At 71.0% G+C, this 20672-nt stretch carries 21 protein-coding genes; 13 read left to right on the top strand and 8 right to left on the bottom strand.

The genetic code is table 11. The features are described 5' to 3' along the window. Positions 1 to 51: 51 nt before the first annotated feature. The 4 genes from rhaI to AB0M67_RS06050 all read left to right on the top strand — a co-directional run bounded on the left by rhaI (position 52) and on the right by AB0M67_RS06050 (position 6202). A complete protein-coding gene (rhaI, locus tag AB0M67_RS06065; RefSeq protein ID WP_365743110.1) occupies positions 52 to 1221 on the top strand; it encodes an L-rhamnose isomerase in 1170 nt (389 codons plus the stop codon). 52 nt (positions 1222 to 1273) lie between these two features. Beyond that, the gene (locus tag AB0M67_RS06060; protein WP_365743701.1) at positions 1274 to 3325 is read left to right on the top strand and encodes a bifunctional aldolase/short-chain dehydrogenase; all 2052 of its coding nucleotides are present in this window, start codon (positions 1274 to 1276) and stop codon (positions 3323 to 3325) included. A gap of 159 nt (positions 3326 to 3484) precedes the next feature. After that, positions 3485 to 4987: a rhamnulokinase family protein gene (locus AB0M67_RS06055; RefSeq protein ID WP_365743108.1), complete on the top strand. Its 1503-nt coding sequence runs from the start codon at positions 3485 to 3487 to the stop codon at positions 4985 to 4987. A 192-nt stretch (positions 4988 to 5179) separates the two neighbouring features. After that, positions 5180 to 6202 carry a LacI family DNA-binding transcriptional regulator gene (locus AB0M67_RS06050; protein WP_365743699.1) on the top strand — a complete coding sequence of 341 codons (1023 nt, stop codon included), beginning with the start codon at positions 5180 to 5182 and terminating at the stop codon, positions 6200 to 6202. A 222-nt stretch (positions 6203 to 6424) separates the two neighbouring features. On the opposite strand, the gene AB0M67_RS06045 is transcribed toward AB0M67_RS06050, so the two are convergent. After that, positions 6425 to 6907, bottom strand: a complete 483-nt coding sequence (locus AB0M67_RS06045; protein ID WP_365743106.1) for a GNAT family N-acetyltransferase — start codon at positions 6905 to 6907, stop codon at positions 6425 to 6427. 272 nt (positions 6908 to 7179) lie between these two features. Between AB0M67_RS06045 and AB0M67_RS06040 the strand changes: the two genes are divergently transcribed. The 4 genes from AB0M67_RS06040 to AB0M67_RS06025 all read left to right on the top strand — a co-directional run bounded on the left by AB0M67_RS06040 (position 7180) and on the right by AB0M67_RS06025 (position 10825). Next, positions 7180 to 7890, top strand: coding sequence for a carbonic anhydrase (locus AB0M67_RS06040; protein WP_365743104.1), 711 nt, complete (start codon positions 7180 to 7182; stop codon positions 7888 to 7890). A gap of 425 nt (positions 7891 to 8315) precedes the next feature. Beyond that, positions 8316 to 9290 (top strand): fibronectin type III domain-containing protein, encoded by a 975-nt coding sequence (locus AB0M67_RS06035; protein ID WP_365743102.1) that lies wholly within the window; start codon positions 8316 to 8318, stop codon positions 9288 to 9290. Between the two features lie 75 nt (positions 9291 to 9365). Continuing rightward, complete coding sequence (locus AB0M67_RS06030) at positions 9366 to 9719, top strand: VOC family protein (RefSeq protein WP_365743100.1); 354 nt, start codon at positions 9366 to 9368, stop codon at positions 9717 to 9719. Between the two features lie 131 nt (positions 9720 to 9850). Then, entirely contained in the window at positions 9851 to 10825 is a 975-nt protein-coding gene (locus AB0M67_RS06025) for an NADP-dependent oxidoreductase (RefSeq protein ID WP_365743098.1), read from the top strand. Between the two features lie 45 nt (positions 10826 to 10870). On the opposite strand, the gene AB0M67_RS06020 is transcribed toward AB0M67_RS06025, so the two are convergent. Together AB0M67_RS06020 and AB0M67_RS06015 are read right to left on the bottom strand one after the other, a co-directional pair. Beyond that, entirely contained in the window at positions 10871 to 12031 is a 1161-nt protein-coding gene (locus AB0M67_RS06020) for a DUF6397 family protein (RefSeq protein ID WP_365743096.1), read from the bottom strand. 204 nt (positions 12032 to 12235) lie between these two features. Continuing rightward, positions 12236 to 12649 carry a roadblock/LC7 domain-containing protein gene (locus AB0M67_RS06015; RefSeq protein ID WP_365743094.1) on the bottom strand — a complete coding sequence of 138 codons (414 nt, stop codon included), beginning with the start codon at positions 12647 to 12649 and terminating at the stop codon, positions 12236 to 12238. Between the two features lie 134 nt (positions 12650 to 12783). On the opposite strand from AB0M67_RS06015, the gene AB0M67_RS06010 reads away from it, so the two are divergent. Further along, positions 12784 to 13212 (top strand): PPOX class F420-dependent oxidoreductase, encoded by a 429-nt coding sequence (locus AB0M67_RS06010; protein WP_365743092.1) that lies wholly within the window; start codon positions 12784 to 12786, stop codon positions 13210 to 13212. A gap of 88 nt (positions 13213 to 13300) precedes the next feature. Here the strand turns inward: AB0M67_RS06010 and AB0M67_RS06005 are convergent, their stop codons facing one another. Further along, on the bottom strand, positions 13301 to 14002 hold the full coding sequence (locus tag AB0M67_RS06005) for an SDR family oxidoreductase (protein ID WP_365743090.1): 702 nt from the start codon (positions 14000 to 14002) through the stop codon (positions 13301 to 13303). A gap of 116 nt (positions 14003 to 14118) precedes the next feature. On the opposite strand from AB0M67_RS06005, the gene AB0M67_RS06000 reads away from it, so the two are divergent. Beyond that, positions 14119 to 14820, top strand: a complete 702-nt coding sequence (locus AB0M67_RS06000) for a CGNR zinc finger domain-containing protein (RefSeq protein ID WP_365743088.1) — start codon at positions 14119 to 14121, stop codon at positions 14818 to 14820. A gap of 93 nt (positions 14821 to 14913) precedes the next feature. Here the strand turns inward: AB0M67_RS06000 and AB0M67_RS05995 are convergent, their stop codons facing one another. Then, positions 14914 to 16152 (bottom strand): sigma-70 family RNA polymerase sigma factor, encoded by a 1239-nt coding sequence (locus tag AB0M67_RS05995; RefSeq protein ID WP_365743086.1) that lies wholly within the window; start codon positions 16150 to 16152, stop codon positions 14914 to 14916. Between the two features lie 75 nt (positions 16153 to 16227). Next, positions 16228 to 16629 (bottom strand): YciI family protein, encoded by a 402-nt coding sequence (locus tag AB0M67_RS05990; RefSeq protein ID WP_365743084.1) that lies wholly within the window; start codon positions 16627 to 16629, stop codon positions 16228 to 16230. Between the two features lie 295 nt (positions 16630 to 16924). Here AB0M67_RS05990 and AB0M67_RS05985 point away from each other — a divergent pair, with 295 nt between their 5' ends. From AB0M67_RS05985 to AB0M67_RS05975, 3 genes are all read left to right on the top strand, one after another. Beyond that, a complete protein-coding gene (locus AB0M67_RS05985) occupies positions 16925 to 17524 on the top strand; it encodes a methyltransferase domain-containing protein (RefSeq protein WP_365743082.1) in 600 nt (199 codons plus the stop codon). A 230-nt stretch (positions 17525 to 17754) separates the two neighbouring features. Further along, positions 17755 to 18018: a hypothetical protein gene (locus AB0M67_RS05980; protein WP_365743697.1), complete on the top strand. Its 264-nt coding sequence runs from the start codon at positions 17755 to 17757 to the stop codon at positions 18016 to 18018. Between the two features lie 161 nt (positions 18019 to 18179). Beyond that, on the top strand, positions 18180 to 18992 hold the full coding sequence (locus tag AB0M67_RS05975) for a hypothetical protein (protein ID WP_365743080.1): 813 nt from the start codon (positions 18180 to 18182) through the stop codon (positions 18990 to 18992). Positions 18993 to 19081: 89 nt separating this feature from the next. Here the strand turns inward: AB0M67_RS05975 and AB0M67_RS05970 are convergent, their stop codons facing one another. Further along, positions 19082 to 19264, bottom strand: coding sequence for a hypothetical protein (locus AB0M67_RS05970; protein ID WP_249950353.1), 183 nt, complete (start codon positions 19262 to 19264; stop codon positions 19082 to 19084). Positions 19265 to 19332: 68 nt separating this feature from the next. Next, positions 19333 to 20412: an acyl-CoA desaturase gene (locus AB0M67_RS05965; protein WP_365743078.1), complete on the bottom strand. Its 1080-nt coding sequence runs from the start codon at positions 20410 to 20412 to the stop codon at positions 19333 to 19335. Positions 20413 to 20672: the final 260 nt, after the last annotated feature.

The following is a 20672-nucleotide window of genomic DNA, read 5'->3' as shown; positions in this document are numbered from 1 at the left end:
AATCGCTGCACCGACTCGCCCGCCGAGTCCGCACCACGGGAGCGCTGAGAGATGACGGGTCGATCCGCCGTGTCCGCTGTGAAGAACGCGCTGAAGTCACAGGCTGTCGAGACGCCGTCGTGGGCGTTCGGGAACTCGGGCACCCGTTTCAAGGTGTTCACACAGCCGGGCGTGCCGCGGACCCCACAGGAGAAACTGGCGGACGCCGCCCGGGTGCACGCGCACACGGGCGTGGCTCCCACGGTCGCCCTGCACATCCCCTGGGACCGCGTGGACGATTACGGCGCGCTCGCCGCCGAGGCGCGCGAACTGGGCCTGCGCATCGGGGCGATCAACTCCAATGTGTTCCAGGACGACGACTACAAGCTGGGGTCCGTGACCCATCCGGACGCCGCGGTCCGGCGCAAGGCGCTGGGGCATCTGCTGGAGTGCGTGGACGTCATGGACGCCACCGGCTCGCGCGATCTGAAGCTGTGGTTCTCCGACGGCACCAACTACCCGGGCCAGGACGACATCTCCGCCCGCCAGGGCCGGCTGGCCGAAGCCCTCGCCACGGTGTACGAGCGGCTCGGCGAGGGGCAGCGGATGCTGCTGGAGTACAAGCTGTTCGAGCCCGCCTTCTACGCCACGGACGTCCCGGACTGGGGCACGGCCTACGCGCACTGCCTCAAGCTGGGCGAGAAGGCCCAGGTCGTCGTCGACACCGGGCACCACGCGCCGGGCACCAACATCGAGTTCATCGTCGCGCTGCTGCTGCGCGAGGGAAAGCTCGGCGGGTTCGACTTCAACTCCCGCTTCTACGCGGACGACGATCTGATGGCCGGGGCCGCGGACCCCTTCCAGCTGTTCCGGATCATGTACGAGGTGATCAACGGCGGTGGGTTCACCGCGCGGACCGCGTTCATGCTCGACCAGTGCCACAACATCGAGGAGAAGATCCCCGCGATCATCCGGTCGGTGATGAATGTCCAGGAGGCAACGGCCAAGGCGCTGCTGGTGGACGCGGACGCGCTGGACGCGGCGCAGCGCTCCGGCGATGTACTGGCGGCGAACGCGGCTCTGATGGACGCCTTCAACACCGACGTACGCCCGCTGGTCGCCGAGGTCCGTGCCGAACTGGGCGCGGACGCCGACCCCGTCGCCGCCTATCACGCCTCCGGCTACGGCGAGAAGATCGTCACCGAGCGGATCGGCGGCACCCAGGCCGGCTGGGGAGCCTGAGCGCTCCCCCGTTCCCCGCTCTCGCGAAGACCGCACCTCACAGAGGGACATGATGACCGACCAGCCCCATATCCACCCTGTGGCAGCCCAGTTGCTCGACCGTTCGCACCGGCTCGGCGCCGATCCGCGCAACACCAACTACGCCGGCGGCAACACCTCGGCCAAGGCATCCGCCCCTGACCCGGTGACCGGTGACGACATCGAACTGATGTGGGTCAAGGGGTCGGGCGGCGACCTGGGCACGCTCACCGCCGGCGGACTGGCCGCGCTGCGGGTCGACCGGCTGCGCGCGCTGAGCCGGGTCTACCCGGGGGTGGCGCGCGAGGACGAGATGGTCGCCGCGTTCGACTACTGCCTGCACGGCAAGGGCGGGGCGGCCCCGTCCATCGACACCGCGATGCACGGGCTGGTCGACGCTCCCCACGTGGACCATCTGCACCCCGACTCGGGGATCGCCTTGGCCTGCGCGGCCGACGGCGAGAAGCTGACGGCCGAGTGCTTCGGCGACACCGTGATCTGGGTGCCCTGGCGCCGCCCCGGCTTCCAGCTGGGCCTGGACATCGCCGCGGTCAAGGAGGCCCATCCGCGGGCGATCGGCTGTGTGCTCGGCGGCCATGGGATCACCGCCTGGGGCGCCACCTCGGAGGAGTGCGAACGCAACTCCCTGCACATCATCCGTACGGCCGAGACGTTTCTCGCCGAGCGCGGGGCGCCCGAGCCGTTCGGCCCCGTACAGCAGGGGTACGAGCCGCTGCCGGAGGCCGAGCGACGGGCCAGGGCGGCGGCGCTCGCCCCGCTGATCCGCGGGCTCGCCTCCACCGACCGGCCCCAGGTGGGCCACTACACGGACACCGGACCGGTCCTCGACTTCCTCTCCCGCGCGGAGCATCCGCGGCTGGCGGCCCTGGGCACCTCCTGCCCGGACCACTTCCTGCGCACCAAGGTCCGTCCGCTCGTGCTCGATCTGCCGGCCGGCGCGCCTCTGGAGCGGGTGCGGGAGCGGCTCGCGGAGCTGCACACCGCGTACCGCGAGGAGTACCGGGCTTACTACGAGCGGCACGCGTCGCCCGACTCGCCGGCGATGCGCGGCGCGGACCCGGCGATCGTGCTGGTGCCGGGCGTGGGCATGTTCTCGTTCGGCAAGGACAAGCAGACCGCCCGGGTCGCCGGGGAGTTCTATCTCAACGCCATCAATGTGATGCGCGGCGCCGAGGCCGTCTCCTCGTACGCGCCGATCGAGGAGTCCGAGAAGTTCCGGATCGAGTACTGGGAGCTGGAGGAGGCCAAGCTGCGCCGGATGCCCGCGCCCAAGGCGCTGGCCTCCCGGGTGGCGCTGGTGACGGGCGCGGGCTCCGGGATCGGCCGGGCCATCGCGCACCGGCTGGTCGCCGAGGGCGCGTGTGTGGTGGTCGCCGATCTCAACACCGAGGGCGCGAAGGTGGTCGCCGATGAACTGGGCGGCGCGGACAAGGCCGTCGCGGTGAGCGTCGATGTGACCGACGAGGACCAGATCAAGGCCGCGTTCGACGCGGCGGCGCTCGCCTTCGGCGGAGTGGATCTCGTCGTGAACAACGCCGGAATCTCGATCTCCAGGCCGCTGCTGGAGACCACGGCCCGGGACTGGGACCTCCAGCACTCCATCATGGCGCGCGGCTCGTTCCTGGTCTCGCGCGAGGCCGCCCGGGTGATGACCGATCAGGGCTTCGGCGGTGACCTCGTCTATATCGCCTCCAAGAACGCGGTGTTCGCGGGCCCGAACAACGTCGCCTACTCCGCGACCAAGGCCGACCAGGCCCATCAGGTGCGGCTGCTCGCCGCCGAGTTGGGCGGTCTCGGTATCCGCGTCAACGGCGTCAACCCCGATGGGGTGGTGCGCGGCTCCGGGATCTTCGCCGGTGGCTGGGGTGCGGAGCGCGCGGCGGTGTACGGCGTGCCGGAGGAGAAGCTCGGCGAGTTCTACGCGCAGCGGACGATCCTCAAACGGGAAGTGCTGCCCGAGCATGTGGCCAACGCGGTGTTCGCGCTCACGGGCGGCGAGCTGACCCATACGACAGGGCTGCATGTCCCGGTGGACGCGGGGGTCGCGGCGGCGTTCCTGCGCTGACGCCATGGCGGAGCGGGGTGGGCGGGGCCGGGGTGGGGCAGCACGACCGGCCCGACTGCCCCGCTCCTCTCACCCCGCTCCCGCCGCCCTCACTCCCCGCTGTCTCCCCCTGTGTCCCCCTGTCTCTCCGCTGTTCGACGAGTTCCGACGAGGTCAGCCGTGCCAGCCACCGAACCGCTCCCCTTCGCCGCCGTCGACCTCGGCGCGTCCAGCGGCCGTGTCATGGTGGGGCGGGTCTCCGGCCGGGGCGCGGGGACGCTGCGTCTGGAAGAGGTCCATCGCTTTCCCAACCGGCCGGTACGAACCGCGGGCACGCTGCACTGGGACATCCTGTCGCTGTACGGAGGCGTGCTGGACGGTCTGCGGGCGGCCGGCGCGGCGGCGGGACGCGCGCCCGCGAGTGTCGGGATCGACACCTGGGCCGTCGACTACGGACTGCTGGACGCCTCCGGCGCGCTGCTCGGCAATCCGGTGCACTACCGGGACACCCGTACCGAGGGCGAGGCGGCGAAGGTCGGCGCCGTGCTGTCGCCGTCCGCGCTGTACGGGGCCACGGGCCTGCAGTATCTGCCGTTCAACACGCTGTTCCAGCTCACCGCCGCGCGGGGCAGTGCCGCGCTGGGGGCCGCGCGGCGGCTGCTGCTGATCCCCGATCTGATCGCGTACTGGCTCACCGGCGAGGCGGGGACCGAACTCACCAACGCCTCCACCACCCAGCTCATCGACCCCCGGACCCGGGAGTGGTCACGGTCCGTCGCCGACGCGCTCGGTATCGATCTGACGCTCTTCGCGCCGCTGCGCGGTCCGGGCGATCCGGCGGGACAGCTGCTCCCTGACGTGCTCGCCGAGACCGGGCTGACCGGCCCGGTGCCGGTGACGGCCGTCGGCTCGCACGACACCGCCTCCGCGGTCGCCGCGGTGCCCGCCTCCGGGGACCGCTTCGCGTATGTCGCCACCGGCACCTGGTCCTTGGCGGGACTGGAGCTGGACGCCCCGGTGCTCACCGAGGAGAGCAGGCGCGCCAACTTCACGAACGAGCTGGGCGTGGACGGCACGGTCCGTTATCTGCGCAACATCATGGGTCTGTGGCTGCTCCAGGAGTGTCTGCGGACCTGGGAGGCCGAGGGCGCGCCGCAGCGGCTCGACCGGCTGCTGCGGGAGGCCGCGGAGGTGCCGGGCCTGCGGTCGTTCGTGGACGCGGACGATCCGGCGTTCCTCGCGCCCGGCGGTATGCCGGACCGTATCCGGGACGCCTGCCGCCGCGCCGGAGGACCGGCGCCGGAGAGCCCGGCCGAGATCGCCCGTTGTGTTCTCGACTCCCTGGCGCTCGCGCACCGCAGGGCGATCCAGGACGCCCAGCGGCTGTCCGGCCGCGCCGTGGACACCGTGCATGTCGTCGGCGGCGGCGCCCGCAACGAACTGCTGTGCCGGCTCACCGCGGACGCCTGCGGGCTGCCCGTCGTCGCGGGTCCCGCCGAGGCCGCCGCGCTCGGCAACGTCCTCGTCCAGGCGCGCGCGGCGGGCGTCGTCCGTGGCGGTCTGGCCGAGCTGCGCGCCCTGCTCCGCGCCACGATGGAGCCGCGCCGTTACGAGCCCACGGGAGACCGGGCCGGCTGGGACCGGGCCGCGGAGTCGCTCGCCGGCGAGGGCGCGCGGCGCTGACGTGCCCCTGGGTCCTCTGGGTCCCTGGGGCCCTGAGTCCTCTGGGTCCCTGGGGCTCTGCGGACAGGCCCGTGGTGACATGTCTGTGCTGACACCCCTGTGGGTGATATATCCGATCGGGCGTGCTTCCCCCGTTAGGATGGTCCACTCGGTCAGGGGAACCAACGAGATGTGACAGAACGGGCAGGGCGCGTGGTGCAGACGGTCGGTATCAAGGACGTGGCCCGGCTGGCGGGGGTCTCGGTCGGCACCGTCTCGAATGTGCTCAACCGCCCCGAGAAGGTGTCTGAGCACACCCGGGTGCGGGTGCGGGCGGTGATAGACCAGCTCGGTTTCGTACGGAGCGAGACGGCCCGGCAGCTCAGGGTCGGTACCAGCCGCATTCTCGCCATCCTGGTGCTCGACATGGCCAACCCCTTCTTCGTCGCCGTCGCCAAGGGAGCCGAGCGGGCGGCGCGTGAGGCGGGGCTCGGGGTGATGCTCTGCAACAGCGCGGGCAGCACGGCCGAGGAGGCGGAGTATCTGGGGCTCTTCGCCGAGCAGCGGGTACGCGGGGTGCTGCTCACCCCGGCCGACACGACCGGCCGTAACGTACGGGACTTCGCGCGCCGGGGCATTCCGTTCGTCCATGTCGACCGTGCGGTGCCCGCCGCCGAGGGGTGCTCGGTATCAGTGGACGATGTGGCCGGTGGCGCGCTCGCCGTCCGGCATCTGCTGGCGGCCGGGCACCGCTCCGTCACCTACATCAGCGGACCGATGTCGCTCCCCCAGTGCCGGGACCGCCGTACCGGCGCGCTGATGGCGCTGCGCGACGCGGGTCTGCCCGAACAGGCCCTGCGGCAGGTGGAGTCGGCGCGGCTCGATGTGGCGTCCGGTATCGACGCGGGGGCCCGGCTGCTGGGACTCGCGGAACGCCCCACCGCGGTGTTCTGCGCCAATGACCTGCTCGCGCTCGGGGTCCTTCAGGCGATGTACGGGGCCGGGGTGGATGTGCCCGGTGATGTGTCGATCGTCGGCTATGACGACATCGAGTTCGCCGCGGCGGCCGTCGTACCGCTCACGTCCGTACGGCAGCCGGCCGACGCGATGGGGCGGGCGGCGGCGGAGATGCTGATGGACGAGACGGGCCCGGACGCCGAGCGTCACACGCATCACTCCGTCGTCCTCCAGCCGGAGCTGGTGGTACGCAGTTCGACGCGCCGGCTGGGGCGCTGAGCGCGTGACGACCGGTTTCCCGGCGGTGGCAGGACCGTCGGCGGGTCAGGGAAATTCGCCCATTCGTGTCACTGCCCGGCGCTGGGGTGTGGGCGTGAACCGCCGCGCCGTGAGGTGGAGTTCTGACCGGCGGTGGGTGCCGCGTGGTCGCGGGGCCGGACAGAGGTCCCGGGCCTGGTGCCACATGGCCCCGCGACTCGAAGCGGCTGTGCGGCGGTCGGATCAGGCGGGGGCGGCGTAGCAGCGGACGGTGACCGTCTGATCCGGGCTCCAGCGCTGATCGACAACAGCGAGCAGGCTCCAGCCCATGCGTTCGTAAAGTGCCGCCGCGGCGGCGTCGGTGGACACCACGTCCAGTACGGGGTGCAGGCCGCGCCGTCTGGCCTCTCTCGCCGCCTGGGCCATGAGCAGGGCGCCGATGCCGTGACCGCGCGCCGAGGGAGCGACGAACAGGCGGCTCACCACAGCGATCTCGCGGATGGTGGTACCGGCGCGGCTGCTCCAGAGGGCGGGGGCGACATCACCCTCGCCCGCCGGGCAGAGGGCGAGATGGCCAACGATCCGGCCATCCAATTCGGCTACCCAGGCGTCGAGTTGAGCGGGCTGGGCGAGCCAGCCCATGGGGTGCTCGGGCCAGTTCACCGGGTACCCGTCGCCCTTGTGCACCTCGCCCAGGACCCGCACGCACGCGTCGAGGTCATCCATGCCGCGACGCCGGACATCACACATGGGGATGTCATCGGCCGTAGGCATCGTCTGTCGATTCACCGAACCATGCAACCACAAACGGACGGCCTCCCCGGCAGGCTTCAACGGCTGAACGGCGAGGGAACGAATCATGAGGCCACACTGAACCCGTCGGGTTTGAGCCACAGTTGGCTCAAGAGCTGGTCAACAGATCACCAAGTGAAATCCTTGGCCAAGGCTGTCACGGATAGTCTCCGGCCGTGATATTGACCAGAGCACAGAGACCCCCCATGACCACGGGAACACCCCGCAGGACGCTGCTTCGCGCGGCCCTCGCGGGAAGTGCGGCCACCGCGGGAGTGACGCTTGCCGCGCCCTCCGCGGGCGCGGCTGTCACCCGGCCGAGGAGCACTCGCCCGACCACCCCCGACCAGGCCCTTCACGAGCTCTCCGAGGGCAACAAGCGCTGGCGAACCTTCCGCCAGCAGCACCCGCACGAGACCACGGCCCTGCGGCAGTCCCTGGTGACGGGCCAGCACCCCTTCGCCGTCGTCCTCGGGTGCATCGACTCCCGCGTACCACCGGAGCTCGCCTTCGACCAGGGCCTCGGCGACCTGATGACCGTACGGTCGGCCGGCGAGGTCCTGGACGAGGCCGTCCTCGGCAGCATCGCCTATGGCGTGCTGGAGCTGGCGATCCCGCTGGTCCTGGTCCTGGGCCACCAGTCGTGCGGCGCCGTCGCCGCGGCGGTCGAGGCCGAGGAGACCGGCGAGCGGCTGCCGAACCACATCCAGTATCTGGCCGATCAGATCAAGCCCGCCATCGATCACTCGCAGCACGGCGACGCGCGCGTCGACGCCACCGTCAGCGCCAACGTCAAGCTGGTCCGTGCGCGCCTCGCCGCCGAGCCCGACCTCGCGGCCAAGGTGGCCGAGGGCAAGCTGGCCATCGTCGGAGCCCGTTACGAGCTCACCAACCAGTTGGTCCACCGGATAGACTGACCGGTTCTCCACGTCGCCACTCGATCGTTCCCTGACCGGGGCCGGAAGGTGTCCCGGTCAGGGAACGATCGAGTCGATGTATCCGCGTATCCGGGTATCCGCCGTCGACCCGGATCGCCGCCACGCCGCGTCGCCGCCACCCCGTATCGCTGATCCCCAGCGCGGGCCGGGCGCCGAAGACGCCCGGATCGTTGATGAGGATGTCCGCCCGGGGCCGCGCGCGAGAGCACCTGCCGGGTCCCCTCGTCCGAGGCGATATCACCGGTCGCGGCGAGGAATTCCCCGCCCGGCACCTGTCCGCGCCGACGTCCTGGCGCGTGGATCTCGTGATGATCCGTCATCGGATACCGCCTCCCCCTTGATGTGCACCCGACACCTGTGTCATATATGTCTAGACCATTGCCCCCCAGGTGGAGGACACGGCCATGAGAAGGACCTTCTGTCTTGCCGCCCTCGCGTCCGCCGCCGTCCTCGCGCTGGGCGCGTGCGGCTCCAACGACGAGGCACCGAAGGCGCCTTCGGTGCCGGCCGGTGTCACGGCCCAGGCCGGGAGCGCCACTTCCGTCCATGTCATGTGGAAGCCGGCGCCCGGCAAGGACGGAGTCAGCGGATATGAGGTGTACCGGGGCAAGACGAAGATCAAGGACGTCCCGGCCGACGAGACCATGATCGATGTCACCGGACTGAAGCCGTCGACCGCCTACACCTTCAGCGTCCGGGCCAAGGGCGCCGAGGGCGCCGTCTCCCCGCCCAGCGGCGAACTGGCCGTCACCACACCGGCCGCGGTCACCGAGGACAAGAAGGCCCCGGCCCGGCCGACCGGGGTGACGGGCAAGAGCGACGGCGCCAGAGGCGCCCAGCTCAACTGGGCCGCGGCGGCGGGCGACCAGGGCATCACCTCGTACGACATCTATCAGGGCGGCTCCAAGATCCATAGCGTCGGCGGGGACGCGACGGGCGCGCGGATCACCCAACTGCGGCCCGGAACCCACTACAGCTTCACCGTGACCGCGCGGGACGCGGCCGACAACACCTCGCCCGCCAGCCGGGCCGTGGAGATCACCACCCCGCGCGGCCCCGGCGACGACCCCGACACCGCTCCGATCGACTTCCGAGCCACCACACACGCCGCCGACGGCGCCTATTACGTGGATCTGTCCTGGCTGGCGCCGAAGACCGGCGGCGAGGTCCCCTCCTATCAGATCTATCTCGACGGGAAGTTCGCGACGACCCTGATCTGGGGCGGCGAGCCTCCGACGGGCCGGGCCAGCTATAGCGTGTACGCGAGCAAGAAGGCCGGCGAGACCTACCGGGTGAAGATCCGCGCCAAGTTGCCCGACGGCAACTGGGGCAAGTTCTCCGCGGAACGCACCATCGTCACCGGCGACGCCCGGCCCTGACGACGGCCCCCGGGCCCCGCTTGGGGGAAGGATGGGGTATGCGGGACCGCCCGCAGTCACTGACAGGAGCCACCGATGTCCGTCCGCAGAGTCGTACCCGACATTCGGTCCGAGGCCATGAAAGAGAGCCGGGACTTCTACGGGCTCCTCGGACTGGAAGAAGTCATGAACCTGGGCTGGGTCATGACGCTCGCCTCCCCTTCCCAGCCCACCGCGCAGCTGACGCTGATGCGGCACGACGAGTCCGTCGCCGTCGTCCCCGATCTGAGCATCGAGGTGGACGACGTGGACACGGTGTACGCGGCGGTCGTCGCGAGCGGCGCCGAGATCGTCTACCCCCTGCGGGACGAGGCGTGGGGGGTACGGCGGTTCTTCGTCACCGATCCCAACGGCCGGGTGGTCAATGTGGTGAGTCACCTCCGGCAGTGACACAGGCGGCCTCCTCCGTGTCCCCCGGCGCGCCGATCGCCGGCACGGCCCCCTGGGGATAGCTTGCGGACATCGGACGGCAGCCGCCGGGGGTACGCAGGCGCCCCGGCACGCACCACAGGAGAACCGCGATGAGCAGCGACGCGAGAACGATGCGCGTGATCACCCAGGACACCTTCGGCGGCCCCGAGGTGCTCAGGCCCGCCGAGCGGGCACGGCCACAGCCACTGCCGACCGAGGTACAGGTCCGCGTCCACGCGGCGGGGGTGAACCCCGTCGACTGGAAGACCCGCGCGGGCGGCGGGATGGCCGGCGTTCTGGGGGAACCTCCCTTCGTGCTGGGCTGGGATGTCTCGGGCGTCGTGACGGAGGTCGGTTTCGGTGTCCACACCCATCGGGTGGGCGACGAGGTGTACGGCATGCCGTGGTTCCCCCGGCAGGCCGGCGCCTACGCCGAGTATGTGACCGCGCCCTCCCGCCAGTTCGCCCGCAAGCCCACGTCGGTCGGCCACGACCAGGCCGCCGCGGTGCCCCTGGCCGCGCTCACCGCGTGGCAGTCGCTCGTCGACGCCGCGCGGGTCGAGCCGGGACAGCGCGTCCTCGTCCACGCCGCCGCGGGCGGCGTGGGCCACTTCGCGGTGCAGTTCGCCAAGCACCTCGGCGCCCATGTCATCGGCACCGCCCGCGCCGCCAAGCACGACTGGCTGCGCGCGCTCGGCGCCGACGAACTCATCGACTACACCGCGGTCCGGTTCGAGGACGCCGTACGCGACGTCGATGTGGTGATCGATCTCGTAGGGGACGAACACGACACGACGAGCACCCGTTCGCTCACGACCCTGCGGCCGGGTGGCGTCCTCGTCGCCGTGCCCTCCGGCGTCTCCCCCGAGCTCCATGACGCGGCCCTCGTGCGGGATGTGCGCGCGAGCGCCTTTCTCGTGGAGCCCGACGGCGCGTCCCTGGCCCGGATCGCGGAGCTGATCGACAGGGGCGTCGCCAAGGTCGAGATCGAGGACGTCCTTCCGCTGGCGGACGCGGCCGAGGCGCACCGCCGGGGCGAGCGGGGACGGATCCGCGGCAAGCTCGTCCTGCGCGTCATCTCCTGACCTCCGTGCCCTGCCCCCGTCGGGCTCGGCCCCGGAGAGCACCGCTCAGCTCCAAACCCCGGCGCGGAGACCTCTCCTCCCCCTGACCCGCAGTCGGTTCAGCAGCCCCCGGTGGCCGCCCTCGCACGCCGGCCGGCGCGTGACCGGCGTCGCCCCGGATTCCCGCCCTGTCGGCACAGGTTCTGGTCCTGTCAGTGCGGCTGCGGGTGTGGGTGTGGGTACGAGTGCGGCTGCGGGTGCGAGATCGGGTGCCGGTGCCGGTGCCGGTCCTGTCCCGCCATACCTCGGGGCAGGACCCCCGCTGTGCGGCGTGGAGGTGCCGGGGCGTGGCGCGGGGCGTGCGCGCCGGGCCGCCGTCAGCAGCGTGTCAAGACTGGCGCGGTGCCACTGGATCTCGTCCGGGTGGTCCGCCACCAGCACACGCTGGACGGCGGTCCGCGCCGCTTCCGACTCGGGCCGGCCATGGCCGAGGTCCGGCCGCAGCCAGTCCAGATAGGCACGTTCGTAGGGGTCGGCCACCAACTCCGCCAGTTGGACCGGATCGAGCACACAGCCCGCGATGGCGGCCCGCTCCCAGGGGTCCCCGCTGTCATGCAGCAACTCACCGATGCGCCGGCCCCGCCAGTTGCGTGGCCGCCAGTCCACCCCCGCCTCCAGGCCGGCCCGCAGGGGCCGTGGGAACCGTCCGGTGAGCAGCCCTGGTTCCCTGGCGGCGAAGGACCGTAGCTCATCGGCCAGATACAGCCATACGACCGCGCGGTAGCGATTGAGATAGAACCTCACCGGCACGAGGAACCCCGACCGGGCCAGCTGTGTGAAGCGCCCCGGACTGACAGGCATCAGCGCCGCCCCCTCGGCGGTGCCCACGGTCCTCACCCGCTCGCGCAGAGTGTCCGGGAATCCCTCCGCCGCCCTCAGACGGTCGATCTCCTGCCGGGTGACCTGCCGTCGACCGAAGGTGGTCCGGGCGGTCGAGCCGGCGGTCGTCACGCCGACGGTGGTGATGGTACGGATGTGCCCGAGTCGCACGGCGAGCTCGAATTCGCCCCGCCGCAGGTCCAGTTCCCGCGCGGCCCGGTCGGCGCCGACGGCCCGGGGGCCCTTCCCCGCGGTTTCCACCGCCTCGGCCGTCGCCGGGACGGCGGACGTGTTCGCTTCCCCTGCGCTGTGGCTCCGAGCCTGTGACTGAGCATCGCTGACGGACATGATGGTCCTCCCCCGTGAGGCGTAACTACTCTCGGTGACGACCGTAGCGCGACAGCGGCATTCTTCGCCGACCCTGTGGATAACTCCCGGACCGGACCGGGCCGAGGATCCGGCTTCCGGCTTCCGGCTTCCGGCTTCCGGCTTCCGGCTTCCGGCTTCCGGCTTCCGGCTTCCGGCTGAGAGTCTTCAGAGAGGTCAGGGACCTCAGAGACCACTCAGGCTGGTGTCTCCCGGCTGCCGCGCCGCGACACCCAGGTGCTCACCGACCCGGTTGACGAGCAGCGTCATCTCGTAGGCGACCTGGCCGACATCGGCCTCGGCCGCCGTCAGTACGCACAGACAGCTGCTGTCACCGGCGGCGGTGACGAACAGCAGCGCCTCGTCGAACTCGACCATCGTCTGCCGGGCCTGGCCGGCCCGGAAATGCCGTCCCGATCCCCGGGCGAGGCTGTGCAGCCCCGAGGAGACCGCCGCGAGGTGTTCCGCGTCCTCGCGGGCCAGTCCGGTGCTGGCCCCCGTCACCAGACCGTCGTTGGACAGCACCAGAGCGTGCTTGATGTGCTCGACCCGTTCGGTCAGGTCGTCGAGCAACCAGTCGAGTCCCTTTTCCAACGGCATTGTCGTTCCTCCCCGTTCAAGTGTTCCCCATGGTCCCGCAACGCCCGTAGCCTTCCGCACCGGCCGCTCCCGGGCAAGCGGGTCCCCGGCGGTGCCGCGTCGCGCCGGCCGCACGATCAGCGGAAAATGCGGACATGGCGACAAACATGAGCAAGGAGCAGTGGCGCGCCTTCGTCTCGGAAGGTACGCGCACCGGCAAGTTGTCCACCGTACGGGCCGACGGAAGCCCGCACATCGCGCCCATCTGGTTCGTACTGGACGGCGACGATCTTGTCTTCAACACCGGCAGGGAGACCGTGAAGGGGGGCAATCTGCTGCGCGACGACCGGCTGGCGCTGTGCGTGGACGACGAACGTCCGCCGTTCTCCTTCGTGGTGATCAACGGGCGGGCCGAGATCCATGAGGAGCCGGATCAGCTGCGCGCCTGGGCGACCCGGATCGCCGCGCGGTATATGGGGGAGGAACGGGCGCAAGAGTTCGGGGAGCGCAACGGGGTGCCGGGCGAAATGGTGGTACGGGTGAAGATCGACAAGGTGCTGGCGTACGCCGACATCGCGGACTGACCCCCGGGTGGGGCGGCGGCACGACTCGGTGCCGCCGCCCCACCCCGCCGGGTCTCACCCGTGCCGGGCCGCGCGAGCGATCACGGCGTCAGGCGGCCGGCCGAAGACTCAGCCCCTCGACGGGTCCGGACAGCGCGGCCTTGAAGGCACGGCTCACCTCGTCGGCGAGGACTTCGCTCTCGCCCTTCTCCAGCGCGGCGACGACATCGCGGGCCACGTCCCGTGGATCGTTCTTGGCGACGTCCAGCCCACGGGTCATGTCGGTGTCCGTGTAACCCAGATGGACACCCACCACCTGTGTCCCCTGGGGCGCCAGTTCCAGCCGGAGCGAGTTGGTGAGCGACCACAGAGCGGCCTTCGTCGCACCGTAGACACCGGCTCCCGCCACCCAGGACAGCACCGAGTGAACATCGACCAGGGCCCCGCCACCACGGGCCGCCAGCACCGGCGCGAATGCCTGGGCAACCCGCAGCGCACCGAACACATTGGCCTCGAAGACGGCCCTGACCTCGTCGATGCCGACTTCGGTGAGCGGGCTGCCGCCGGAGATCCCCGCGTTGTTGATGACGATGGAGACATCGTCGGCCGTACGCGCCAGCTCGGCGACCGAGTTCCCGTCGGTCACCTCCAGCGGCAGGGGGACGATCCGGGGGTCGCTCTCGGCGACGGGCGTACGGGCCGTGGCGTAGACCTTCGCCGCCCCCGCCTCCAGCAGTTCCTGTACGAAGGCCCTGCCCAGGCCGCGCTGTCCCCCAGTGACCAGGGCGGTTGCTCCAGTGACGGTGGTCATGTCGCTCTCTCCTCGCGAAATGGACGTATACCCCTTGAATGAGACAGAGGCGTAACGCAATAGCCTCTGTCTTCACCTTGCTCGCCCACCCCGACATAGTCAAGTACGATTCGGTTATGTCATGGGTGGCCAATGAGCGATATCGCGTACGCCAGGCTCCTGCCGGACTCGCGCTGGTGCAGGAGCTGATCAACACCCGCGCCATCAAGGGATACGCGCCCGATCTGCTCGCCGACCACGAGGCCGCCGAGCGGTGGCTGACCGGCGCCGCCGGGGAATGGGCCCATATCCACGGCCTCGACTCCCCCGACTGCGCGCTGTCCCCGTCGGATCCGCGGGCCCTGCGCGAGCTGCGGGAATCCTTCGAGCGGCTGATCACCACGGCCCCGGCGTCACACACGGAACCCGGCGCCGTCGTGGCGCCCGGCCCCGCTTCCGGGACGACGCCCCGCCCCAGTTCCGATACGGCTCCCCGCCCCATTTCCGGTCGCGGTGTCCCAGTGCGGCTCGCCCCCGACGAACAGGGCCAGGTACGGCTACTCCCGGTCGGCCGGGGGCGCGGCTGGCTGGAGTCGGCTCTCTGGTCGGAGACACTGCTCGCCCAGCGGGCCGGGACCTGGCCCCGGCTCAAGATCTGCCGCAATGGCGAGTGCGGGTCGGCCTTCTACGACACGTCGCGCAACAACAGCGGTGTCTGGCATGACGTACGTATCTGCGGCAACGCGGCCAATCTGCGCGCCTCACGACAGCGCAAGCGGATACGGGCCGCCGCAGAGGGCGACCGCGACGGCAAGGACGAGGGCGCACCGGCCGGCTGATCCCGGGCAGGGCGGGCACTCCCGAAGAGGGGCACTCCGAAGAGGGGCACTCCGAACAGGGGCACCCCAAGCAGGGCTACCAAGGAGGCGTCCTCAGTCCGCGGCGGCGAGGCGCGCGGCGCGAAGCGTGAGGTAATGCCGTTCCGGAAGACTGGTCGTACGGTGCGCCGCCTCCCGGTAGTTCTCCAGCGCGCCCTGCCGGTCGCCGGCCATTTCGAGGAGATGGGCCCGCGCCACATACAGCCGGTGGTTGCCCGCCAGACGGCCGTCCGCCTCAAGGGCCTTGAGAATGCCGAGACCGGCGTCCGCACCACGCACCATCGCGACGGCCACCGCCCGGTTCAGGGAGACCACCGGACTGGCGGACAGCTGCTCCAGCACTCCGTACAGGGCGAGGATCTGCGGCCAGTCGGTCTCCTCGACCGTCGCCGCCTCGTCATGGACGGCGGCGACCGCCGCCTGGACCTGATACGGACCGAGGGGCCCCTTGGGAAGGGTGGCCGTAAGGAGCGCGGTGCCCTCGTCGATGGCCCGCGCGTCCCAGAGCCGCCGGTCCTGCTCCGCCAGCGGGATCAGTTCACCGGCCGCGCCGGTGCGCGCGGCGCTTCTGGCGTGGGTGAGGAGCATCAGCGCCAGCAGACCGGCCACCTCGCTGTCATCGGGGAGCAGTTCATGGGCGGCCCTGGTCAGCCGGATCGCCTCCCGGGACAGCTCGACCCGTTGCAGATCGGGGCCCTCGCTGGTGGCGTAACCCTCATTGAAGATCAGATAGAGGACATGCAGTACGTTGTCGAGCCGGCCGGCACGCTCCTCGCCCTCCGGCATCCGGAACGGGATCCCGGACGTCTTGATCCGCTGCTTGGCCCGGCTGATCCGCTGCCCCATCGTCGTCTCGGGCACCATGAAGGCGCGCGCGATCTGGCTCGTGGTCAGACCCCCGACACAGCGCAGGGTCAGTGCGATCGCGGCCGAGGGCGACAGTGCCGGATGGCAGCACAGGAACAGCAGGACCAGCGAGTCGTCCCGGTCCGCCGGGTCCGCGCTGTCCGCGGCCGGCGCCGTCCGTCGGTCCGCGGGCAGTTGTCTCGCCGCCAGGTCCTCGCGGCGGCGGCGCGCCTGCTCGCCACGTACCCGCTCGGTCATCCGGCGGCTCGCGACCTGGATCAGCCAGCCGCGCGGATTGCGGGGCACGCCCTCGTCGGGCCACTGCGTCGACGCCGCCAGCAGCGCTTCCTGTACGGCGTCCTCGGCCGAGTCGAAATCCCCGAAGCGCCGGGTGAGCACGCCGACGACCTGCGGCGCCAACGTGCGCAGCAGGTCCTCGGGCGTCATCTCCCCGCCGGTTCCCGGATCCGTCCTGGGATCGGGCTCGGGCTCCACCGGGCGGGGGGTCGTATCAGTCAGCGCTCACATCTCCTCCGGCGGTCCCGCCATCACCTGGCGCACCTCGATCGGCATGTTGAGCGGCTTTCCGCCGGGGCCGGGCGCTGTCGACACATACGCGGCCAGCTCCACCGCCCGCTCCTCGCTCTCGCAGTCCACGATCCAGTAACCGGCGAGGAATTCCTTGGTCTCGGGGAAGGGCCCCTCGGTGATGACGGCGGAGCCGTCGCCACCCGCCCGTACGATCCTGGCCTGTTCAGGACCCGCCAGCCCCTCCGCCGTGACCAGCTCGCCCGCCTCCGAGAGCTTGCTGTTCGTGTCCCGCATGAAGGCGATATGGGCCTTGACCTCGTCCTGGGTCCACTCCGTGAGCGGCGCGAAGTCCACGGTCTTCTCACTGAACTGCATCAGCAGCATGTACTTCATGACGTTCTCCTCACTGTCGCGCCCTTCTCGGCGCTCTCTCAGTGACAGGTAGAAGCACGCGCCGTGATTTCGACATCCTCGACGGAACCGGCGAAGATTTCTCGGAAAAATCTCCGTGAGAAGCTCCCGGGGGCCTTCGAGACCTCAGAACATCCGGGACATCCCGGATGTTCTGGTGTTCCTCTGGGACAAGTTACCCCCGGGAAAAGCCGACGGGAAGTGGGGCGGCGAAGTGGGCCAGTGAAGTGCGGCGGCCCGCGCGCCGTGCGACGGCGTTGCCGGGGATCATTGCCCCATGGCCCATGACCACACACAGGTGCACGAATTCTTCGGCTCCCGGGCGGCGAACTGGGACGCGCGCTTCCCCGACGACGGTCCGGCCTACGCCGCCGCCGTCGCGGACCTGGGGCTGCGCCCGGGTGACGCCGTACTGGACGCGGGATGCGGTACGGGCCGCGCGCTGCCGCCCCTGCGGGACGCGGTGGGCGTGCGGGGCACGGTCCTGGGGGTCGATCTGACCCCGGAGATGCTCGAAGCCGCGGTACGGGCGGGCCGCCGCGCCGCCGGACAGCTGCTGCTCGCCGATGTGAGCCGGCTGCCGGTGCGGACGGCGGTGCTGGACGCGGTGTTCGGTGCGGGGCTGATCGCCCACCTCCCGCAACCCGACGAGAATCTGCGGGAGTTGGCCCGGGTCGTACGGCCGGGCGGCCGGCTGGCGCTGTTCCATCCCATCGGCCGGGCGGCGCTGGCGGCCCGGCAGGGCCGACGGATCACGGACGAGGATCTGCGCGCCGAGCCCAATCTCCGTCCGCTGCTGGCCGGCTCGGGCTGGCGACTGGAGTCGTACACCGACGAGGACTCCCGTTTCCTGGCCCTGGCGGTACGCCACGGCTGAGCCCAGCGCTCCCCCCTGTACGGGGCCCTTGCCCCATGTCCTGGACCCCGAAAAGCACCTGCCACGGGGAAGGGCCTCTTCTGCCGGCGCACCCGCGACCGTACGTTGGAAGGGCGGCCCGGGCAGCGGCCCGGACGACCGGACGACCGATACGGCCCGCACCACGCCAGGCAGCAGGGAAGGTGGACCACGTGTTCAGCAGACTGCGCAGGATCCTCGTACCGGACCATGTGTCGGACCGGGGCGCCGGCCCGGCCGCGGAGCGGCCACCGGCCAGGCCGCACAACATATTCGAGGCCGCCGCCACCTATGTGTCGGCGTGCGCGGAGGACGATCAGCGGCGGATCGACGAGGCGACGGACTGGGTCTCACCGGAGGCCCTCTCCTTCGGTGTCAGCGAACTCGCCTGCCGGGCGGTCATCGCGCTGGCCCGTGAGCGGAACGAGTCGCCGCAGACCGTGGCCCGCGGCCTGCTGGGCCTGCCGACCGTCTGACCACCGGCCCTGCCGGGACCGACCCCCGCACCGGTGCCAAGGCCCGGGGCCGGCCCCGAGGGCTGGACCAGGGCCGGAAAAGCCTGCTCGTACCGCGCTCTCGACGTCCGGGTTGCCCACTGGCTAGGGTGCGCCGACAACCGATCGGTTCGGGAGGCGCGGTGACCGGAACGGAAGACTCCGTGGAGGACGACGCACTGTATGTGCTGACCGCCGCGCTGCTCACCCCGGCGCGGTTCCCGGCCGTACTCGGCGATGACTACCCGGAAGCCTGTGCCGCCCTCGGCCTTGAGCCGTACGACCGGGGATACGGGCTGGTCATGGGGCAGGACGGCGACGGCGCCCGGTGGACGGTGGTGGTGGACGACGTGTCACTCGTCGCCGTGGCGATCGCGGCCTGGGACTGCGGGATGGAGCACGACCTGTCACCGGGGGAACGGACCGTGGTGTGCGCCCTGCCCGGCTGGCCGGTCGCCCTCGCCGTCGCGGCGCCCGGCGTACCCGCCCCGCATGACCCCGAACCGGAACCCGGCTCCGAGGAGGACGGTCTCCGGCCGCCCCTCGCACCGCCCGACACCGAGTCCTGGGGCCCGGCCCAGCGCCGCCTCGGCGCGGACGGAATCGCCCTCCAGTGGACGGCCTGGCGGGAACAGCTGCACGGAAAGGAGCCGGAGGCCGCTGACGGCGACGGCGCACCGGGACCCGCCCATGAGGGCGTGCGACGAGTGCTGAAGGAACTGCGCGGCTATCTGGACACGCCGCCGCCGCTCGGGCGCGTACGGTCCGGTTTCGCCCCGGGCGAGGCGCGGACGCTGCGCGCCGACGGCCCCGGCTGGTCCTTCGTCGCCAGGACCGACGACATGGCGTTCGTCCTGCTGGACGAGGAGCCGGGGGACGTCCTACCGGTCGGCCGGGGCACGGAACTGCCGGAGCTGCTGACGGCGCTCGACACCATGGCCGTACGCCCGGCCTGAGACGGCCCCGGGCCGCAGCCGCGTCCATGTGCGGGGCCCAGGGCGTGTCTTGCCCGGGACCCCGCACACGGATGATCGGCCCGGCGGCGTCAGCGGCCCAGCTCCTTGCGGCTGATCCTCCGCAGCCTGCGGCGCTGCGACGGGTCCAGCATCAGATACGCGACCGCCGGCACGCCGAGCACCACCAGCAGTGAGAACCAGAAACCGATCAGCGGTATCAGAAGAAGGCCGACGGCCACTCCCCCGATGGTGATCTTCGTACGTGTCGACATCTCGACGCCTCCTTCGCGGCCAGGCCGCTTCCTGCCCAGTGAACGCGTACGGGCGTCCGCCAGTTCCACTATGCGCCCGCGCGCAGCGGTTCGCCGACCTCATGCATATGGCCGAGCGCCTGGCGGTACGACTCGATCAGTCCCGTCTCCGTGTACGGGAGCCCCAGCGAGAGGCAGTGGGCGCGCACCATCGGCTGGGCGAGCCGCAGATGGGGGCGCGGCATGCTGGGGAAGAGATGGTGCTCGATCTGGTAGTTCAGCCCGCCGAGGAACCAGTCGGTCAGGAGTCCGCCACGGACGTTCCGTGAGGTCAGCACCTGACGGCGGAGATGGCCCCAGCCCTCGCTCTTCTCCGGATCGGGCATCTCCATGCCCTTGTGGTTGGGCGCGAAGGCCATGCCCAGATGGAGACCGAGGAGCATCTGGTTGATCAGGGCGAAGACGATGGCCTGGCCGACGGTCATCGTGGTGAGCAGCAGGGTCACATACGCCGCGACATGGGCGATGAGGAGCCCTCCCTCGGTCACCCGGCGGCGGGCGGGCATCCGGTCCTCGCCGCGGGAGAAGACGGCCTGGAAGCCGTACACCTTGAGGGCGATGCCCTCCAGGGTGGTCAGCGGGAAGAACAGCCAGGCCTGGTGCCGGGTGAGCCAGCGGCGCAGTCCGGTGCGGCCCGCGGTCTGGTGCTGGGTGAAGACGAGGATGTCGGCGGCGACGTCCGGGTCCTTGTCGATGTGGTTGGGGTTGGCGTGGTGCCTGTTGTGCTTGTCGTTCCACCACTCCTGGCTCATACCGAGCATCAGATTGGCGTGAACGAGCTGGATGAAGCGGCCCCTGCCCCGATCGGAGGTGATCTGGGCATGTCCCGCGTCATGGCCGACGAACGCCATGCGCGCCGATATGACGGCCAGCGGCGGTGCGAGGAGCAGCGTCCACCAGGAGGGGCCGAGGAGCACCATTCCGGCGACGATCGCCGCCAGGAAGAGGAAGTTGACGGTGATACCCCGGGCGTACCAGACGACCCGGCGCTCCAGCAGACCCTGTTCCCTGACCGTACGCAGGAGAGGTGCGAAGTCGCTGCCTCCGACGCGGCCGACTGCGGGGTCGGGTAGGGGCTCCGCGAGGGGGATGGCGGCGGCTTGGGGCATGTCGGTCTCCGGTCTGTGTAGGCCGAGATGGGCGCTGAGAGAGGGCCGCGCGGACTGCGGCGGCCCCTTTGAAACCTAGGGGTGCGTGATGCCGGGCAGCCATGACGCCACCACCCGGAAAAGCTGGGTGCTGTCCGGGGGGGTGGGGGTGGTGCTGGCTACACCCAGGGGTGTCGCGTGAGTGAGTCAGGTCACGGCGGTGCCGTCCCCGCGTGGCTTCGCGGTGGGGTACCCTCGGCGGCTCCGACCCGCATTAGTCA

It is taken from the genome of Streptomyces sp. NPDC051662, from assembly GCF_040681655.1.
Taxonomy (GTDB): domain Bacteria; phylum Actinomycetota; class Actinomycetes; order Streptomycetales; family Streptomycetaceae; genus Streptomyces.
The sequence above is the reverse complement of the archived record's forward strand: the minus strand, read 5'-3'. Positions and strand labels throughout refer to the sequence as shown.